This window comes from Pseudodesulfovibrio pelocollis (genome assembly GCF_030282845.1).
Classification (GTDB): Bacteria; Desulfobacterota; Desulfovibrionia; order Desulfovibrionales; family Desulfovibrionaceae; genus Pseudodesulfovibrio; species Pseudodesulfovibrio pelocollis.
The window spans coordinates 38,278-44,592 of record NZ_JASTWE010000032.1; the positions used below are offsets into that span (position 1 = coordinate 38,278).

At 62.1% G+C, this 6,315-nt stretch carries 5 protein-coding genes; 3 read left to right on the plus strand and 2 right to left on the minus strand.

Features of this window, described 5'->3' with window-relative positions; all coding sequences use genetic code 11:
* Nucleotides 1-189: 189 nt before the first annotated feature.
* From QQS14_RS11770 to QQS14_RS11780, 3 genes are all read left to right on the plus strand, one after another.
* Complete coding sequence (locus tag QQS14_RS11770) at nt 190-840, plus strand: CDP-alcohol phosphatidyltransferase family protein (RefSeq protein ID WP_285907194.1); 651 nt, start codon at nt 190-192, stop codon at nt 838-840.
* Between the two features lie 201 nt (nt 841-1,041).
* Entirely contained in the window at nt 1,042-3,297 is a 2,256-nt protein-coding gene (locus QQS14_RS11775) for a PAS domain S-box protein (RefSeq protein ID WP_285907195.1), read from the plus strand.
* 1 nt (nt 3,298) lies between these two features.
* Nucleotides 3,299-4,435, plus strand: a complete 1,137-nt coding sequence (locus QQS14_RS11780; protein ID WP_285907196.1) for a sensor histidine kinase — start codon at nt 3,299-3,301, stop codon at nt 4,433-4,435.
* Between the two features lie 579 nt (nt 4,436-5,014).
* Here QQS14_RS11780 and QQS14_RS11785 read toward each other — a convergent pair.
* Together QQS14_RS11785 and QQS14_RS11790 are read right to left on the minus strand one after the other, a co-directional pair.
* Nucleotides 5,015-5,338: a hypothetical protein gene (locus tag QQS14_RS11785; protein ID WP_285907197.1), complete on the minus strand. Its 324-nt coding sequence runs from the start codon at nt 5,336-5,338 to the stop codon at nt 5,015-5,017.
* Between the two features lie 15 nt (nt 5,339-5,353).
* A complete protein-coding gene (locus tag QQS14_RS11790) occupies nt 5,354-6,079 on the minus strand; it encodes a DUF4198 domain-containing protein (RefSeq protein WP_285907198.1) in 726 nt (241 codons plus the stop codon).
* Nucleotides 6,080-6,315 lie beyond the last annotated feature (236 nt).

Sequence of the window (6,315 nt, forward strand, 5' to 3'; positions counted from 1 at the left end):
TCTTTTTTGGTGGTAATACTGGACGGTAATACAAGGCTGGCTTCTCGGGCCACTCCACCACACCAACTCTTGACAAAAATTCCGGCATGACGGACATTTCTGGCAATCGTCACGGTCCTGTCACGGGAATCCGCCTGCTGCCGGGTGTGGGGGCGGCGGAGACCGGGGCCAAAACCTGCGACGCGAGCCATGGATTATTTCAACTTCGAGGAACGGGCCAGCCAGCGCGACTTCGCGGGCATCCGTGATCGGATATTCTCGCCGGTCACCAATCTGCTGGTGCGGCTCGGGGTTCGGCCCAATCAGGTTTCGGCGGCCGGGGTCGGCTTTCTGGTGCTGGCCGGGCTGACGCCGCCCTCGCTGGCCTGGCTGGCCATTCTGGCCATGGCCATGTACGTGCTGTGCGACGGCCTGGACGGGCCCCTGGCCCGCAGGACCGGCACGCCCCATCCCGGCGGATTGCTGGTGGACATCGTGGCCGACCAACTCGGGGTGGTCATCCTGCCTGCTGCGGCCATCTACCACTTTGGCGCGTGGGGACCGGCCATGGTCCTTTTCGCCGCCGCCTACGTGGCCTTCATCGGGCTGGTGGTCTACGCCAATGAACTGCGCGTGGAACTGCGGCGGTTCATCCGCTCCAAGTACGCCTTCTTCCTGCTCTACCTCGCCTCCCTCTATTTCGACAGGGATCTGGTCTCGCATTTTTGCGCGCTGTTCGCCCTGTATTATTCGGTGGAAACCTTCGAGACCCTGCGCCGCATCTACGCCTTCCACGCCGCCCGGCAGGCCGCATCGCCCGGGGACGCGCCGCCGCCGCAAAAACGCCGCGACATCCCCTGACCGCGCCCCGGCCCGCTGCCTCGACCAATTGCCCGACCAATTGCTGCGCCCGCTGCGTCAATTCCCGACCTCTGGAGTCTGCAATCAATTTGCCTTGACACGGCGACTGGTTCTGTTCCATTTTTTGGTCTACAATCCGCAAATTTATCTGTCGGATGGCTTTGCCAGAGGGGTTGAAGGGATACGATGTTCGGGCTCATCATGAAAATCAGGGAAAACCTGATCGCCAAGATCATTGTCGCCACCGGCGGCATAATGCTGGTGGGGACGCTGATCCTCATCCACCTGAGCATCGGCTTCGTCAACACCCACACCCTCTCAGAGCACGTCATCACCGCCGACATGGTCAGCAGGACCATCAAGCTCGGCCTGCACAGCGCCATGCTGCGCAACTCGCGCGACGAGATCGACCATATCATCCGCAAGGTCGCCGAGATCAATCCCATCACCTCCATCAGGGTGGTCAACAAGGAAGGCGAGATCAAGTTCTCGAACGATCCCGAGGAAAAGGACACCGTGCTCGGCCAGGACCGCCCCCTGTGCCAGGCCTGCCACGCCTCGCATCCGCCCAAGGCGGCTCTCACACGGGAGGAGCGTGTCCGCGAATTCCGCTCCAGCGAGGGCGGCCACCTTTTTAGCGTGCAGACGCCCATCGAGAACTCGCACGAGTGTTCGGGCGGGCCGTGCCATTTTCATCCGCCGGACAAAACCATCCTCGGGACCATGGAGCTCGTCTTCTCCTTCGACAACACGGATATGATGGTCGCGGACTACCGAACCGGCCTCATCGTCCTTGGGACCATCTTCTTCATCATCACCTCGGGCGGCATCTTCCTCGGACTGCGCCAGATCATCACCAAGCCCCTCTCGCAGCTGACCAAAAGCTCGCGCGACATCGCCGAGGGGCGCACCTCCAGGGCGGACCTGCCCATCTCCATGCGCCAGGACGAGCTGGGCGAGCTGGCCCGCTCGCACACGGCCATGGTCAGGGCGCTGCACGCCAAGCAGCAGGCCCTCAATGCCAAGATGCTCGAATACGAGCTGCTCTTCGACAACGTCCCCTGCGTGGTCACGGTCCAGGATCGGGACTACAAGCTGCTCGAATACAACAAGGAAACCCGCGAGCGCTTCAGCCCGTTCCCCGGGGCCTACTGCTATCAGGCATACAAGGGGATCAACGAGCGGTGCGAGGACTGTCCGGTGGAGAAGACCTTCGAGAACGGCTTGGCCCACTGTAGCGAGGAGAGCCGCCGTAATCCCGACGGCACCTACTCCCATTGGATCGTCCATACCGCGCCCATCCGCGACGAGCATGGCCGAGTGACCAAGGCCATGGAAATGTGCCTGGACATCACCGAGCGCAAGAAGCTCGAAGAGCGCCTCAAGGAGTCGGAGAAGAAGTACCACACCATCTTCAACAACGTGCCCAACTCCATCTTCGTGGTGGACAACACCACCCTGGCCATCATCGACTGCAACTCCACGGCATCGTCGGTCTATGGCTACGCGCCCGAGGAACTCATCGGCCGCCCCTTCCTCACGGTCATTCATCCCGACGAGACCGAGCGCATCCAGGCGCAGTTGCGCGTCTTCACCTCCATCAACCAGGTCAAGTCCATGCGCAGAGACGGCTCCGCCTTTTTCGTGGACATCATGCAGGCCCTTTCGGCCCACGGCAGCGATGAATACCTGCTCATCAGCACCACGGACGTCACCGAGCGGCTGGAGGCCGAGCAGCTGCTCTTCCACGCGGGCAAGATGGCCACTCTGGGCGAGATGGCCACGGGCGTGGCCCACGAGTTGAACCAGCCGCTCACGGTCATCAAGTCGGCCAGCAATTTCTTCATCAAGAAGGTCAACGCGGGCGAGACAATCCCGCCCGAGACCGTCGCCACCCTGGCCCGCGAGGTGGACAGCTACGTGGACCGGGCCACCAGGATCATCAACCACATGCGTGAGTTCGGCCGCAAGGCGGACCGGAACCTGGAGCGGGTCAACGTCAACGACTGCGTCAACCGCGCCTTCACCCTGCTCAACAAGCAGTTCGACGCCCACGGCATCACCGTGGATTGGGAGCTGGCCGACGACCCGACCCCGGTCATGGCCTCGCCGGAGCAGCTGGAGCAGGTGGTGGTCAATCTGCTGGTCAATGCCCGGGACGTGCTTGAGGAGAAGACAGGAGCCGCCGATTCTGATACGCCACGGATAACCGTGCGGACCGGGCGCGACAAGGACTCGGTCTTCATCCAGGTGGAGGACAACGGCGGCGGTGTCCCCGAGGCCATCCTCAGCAAGATATTCGACCCGTTCTTCACCACCAAGCGGGTCGGCAAGGGAACCGGGCTCGGGCTGTCCATCAGCTATGGCCTGGTCAAGAATATCGGCGGAGCCATTCACGCGGAAAACGGTGAGGCCGGGGCACGGTTCACCATAACACTTCCAGTCGCGGACAGTTGAGATGCAGAAAACAGTATTGCTCGTTGATGACGAAGAGGGAATCCGCACCGTTCTCGGTCTGGCCATCGCCGACTCCGGGTACGAGGTGGTCACGGCCGCTACCGGCGCGCAGGCGCTCGAGGTGCTGGCCGCGCGCGAAATCCCCCTGATCGTGACCGACATAAGGATGCCGGGCATGGACGGGCTTGAGCTGCTCAAGCGCGTCAAGAGAGACTGGCCCGACAGCGAGGTGATCATGATCACCGGCCATGGCGACATGGGCGTGGCCATCGAGAGCCTGCGCCTTGGCGCGGGCGACTTCATCACCAAACCCCTGCACGAGAACGCCCTCGAAATCTCGCTCAGGCGCGCCGAAGAGAAGATCGCCATCCGCGACCAATTGCGCGAATACACCGAAAACCTCGAACACCTCGTGCTCGAGAAGAGCAAGGAGCTGGTGGAGGCCGAGCGCATGGCCGCCGTGGGCCAGACCGTGGCCTCCATGTCCCACGCCATCAAGAACGTGGCCGGAGGGCTCGAAGGCGGCATGTTCGTCATCGAAAAGGGCCTGGAGCTTGAAAACCGCGAATACCTGCGCCAGGGGTGGGAGATGGTGCGCCGCGACGTGGAGCGCATCCGCAATCTCTCCATGGAACTGCTCGACTACGCCAAGCCCGTGACCATCAATCCCGTGGACGCGGACCCCAACAGCCCGGCCAAACAAGTGCACGACCTGATGGCCACCCAGGCCGAGAACTGTAGCGTCGAGCTGGTCCTCGACCTGGCCGGGGCGCTCCCCTCCATGCGCATCGACCCCAACGCCATCCACCAATGTCTGACCAACCTCGTGTCCAACGCCATCGACGCCTGCCAGGACCGCCTGGAAGGCGAGAAAAAAGTGGTCATCCGCACCCGCGACGGCGGCGGCATGGCCGTGCGCTACGAGGTGGAAGACACGGGCCACGGCATCGCGCCCGAGATTCTGACCCGGATCTTCAACTCCTTCTTCACCACCAAGGGCAGCCGGGGCACAGGCATCGGCCTGATGGCCACCAAGAAGCTGGTCAAGGAAATGGGCGGGTCCATCATGGCCAATTCCCGCGTGGGCCAGGGCGCCATCTTTACCATCACCATCCCCACCGCCCACCTCACCACCTAGGCAGGGGGCGGGAAAGCGTCCGATTGCTTCGTTGCTTCGAGAGGATCAAACCCTCGCGTAGGAGGACTACGCTTCGGTCTTGATCCTCTCTCTCGCCTCGCACTCGAACGCTTTCCCGCCCCCTGCGGGGGCTCGCTTCGAAGGTGGGTTGAATGGAACGCGGAGGAAGACAACGCTTCGGCCTTGAACTTTTTTCGCGCCTAGCAGCTCACCATTTTTGAACAGCCTGATGGTCCTGACTTTTTCAACGGCCACCTAGGCTGGTGGCGGGAAAGCGTCCGATTGCTTCGTTGCTTCGAGAGGATCAAACCCTTGCGTAGGAAGACTACGCTTCGGTCTTGATCCTCTCTCGCGCCTCGCACTCGAACACTTTCCCGCCCCCAGCGGGGGGCTGGTTCACTAGTGGATTGAATGAAATGCGAAGCAGACTGCGCTTCTGTCTTGATCCTCTCGCGCCTCGCACCGTCTGGGCGGGATTGGCGAAAGGGGAGGGCGAGGCATCACACGACCCTGGCTGCTCGATGAAGCAAAAGGGCGCGCTGGTGAGCGCGCCCTTGGGTGTTGGCATATGCGTTCAGGTTATTGAACGATGTTGCTGCCTTGGATTTGAATCTGGTGGCCCGGCCCGGCGTCGAAGAGCACCGTGTAGGCACCAGCGGGTTTCTCGAAAGTGAACTCGCTGTCGTCGTTCATGGCACCGCGCGCGATGGTGGTGTCGCTGGCATCGCGGACAAAGACCCGGACTCCGGCGGCGGACGAGCCGTCCGAGAAGCCGCCTTCGCAGGTCACGGTGTTGTCGCCGTTGTCAAAGCAGCTGCAAATGGCGGCGTGGGCCATGGCGCTGGCCGGGACCAGCAAGGAGGCGGCGAGGAGCATGGCGGGCAGGATGCGCTGTCTGGTCATGGCTTCTCCGTAGGATTACCTGGTGGTGAAGCTCAGGGAGAAGGCGTACCAGACGCGGCGGGTGTCGTCGAGACGGTGCTCGTACTTGCCGAGGATGAGCTGGCGGCCCGCTGGTCCGACCTTGACGTTGACGGGCTTTTGGTCAGTGATCTTGTGCATCTCGGGATGCTCGACCGTGGAGTCGGAGGTCACGGAAACAGCAGCCCCCGTGGCGGGGATGGGCTTGCCCTCGTAGAAGAGCATCACGGGCAGGGTGTCGCCTTCCTTGAGGGTGGTGGGGTCCTTGAGGGGAACGATTTCGGCGCGCTGGCCAACAGGCTGCGCCATGAACGGCTGCCAGGAGACGATCTCCTTGGCGAGCTTCCAGGAGCGGCCTTCGTCCATGATGGTGCCGCGCACTTCGCGCGGGTCCAGAAAGTTGCGCCAGCCGTCTTCCTCGGTGTTGTACCAGTACTTGTTGTCGAAATCGACGCAGAGCATGGCAAAGTCGTCATTGAGCCACGCATAGGCTTCTCCCTTGTGCTCCATGGGCTCCAGCGCCACCTCCCAATGATTGGCGGTAATGCCGGTCAGGCTCGTGATGCGGGAAAGGGGGTAGGGATCTGTGCTGCCCGGGTGGCCGTAGAGCAGCCATGCCCGGTCACCCCTCTTTTCCAGCCACATGTCATGGGCCTGAGCCGTGGTGGCGGCAAACAGGACAAGCAGGCCCATCAGGCCGAGAACAATGCGAAAAGTCTTCATGGTAACTCCTTTCTTGTGGTGAATTTGAAAATCGTTTTCAACAACAATTGCGCACTACACTGGCATTCCCGCCTGTGTCAACCCTGGAGGGCAAAGTGTCAGGATCAAGGAAGGATGAATACGGATCAGGGTCTCGCTGGTCGATGCGCCGCTGAAGGAGTCGGGGTCAATGCGTTGCCGCCGCTAGGCACCCCCTGTCGCCATGGCACTCGGCACGCCCTAGTATCTCATCTTTT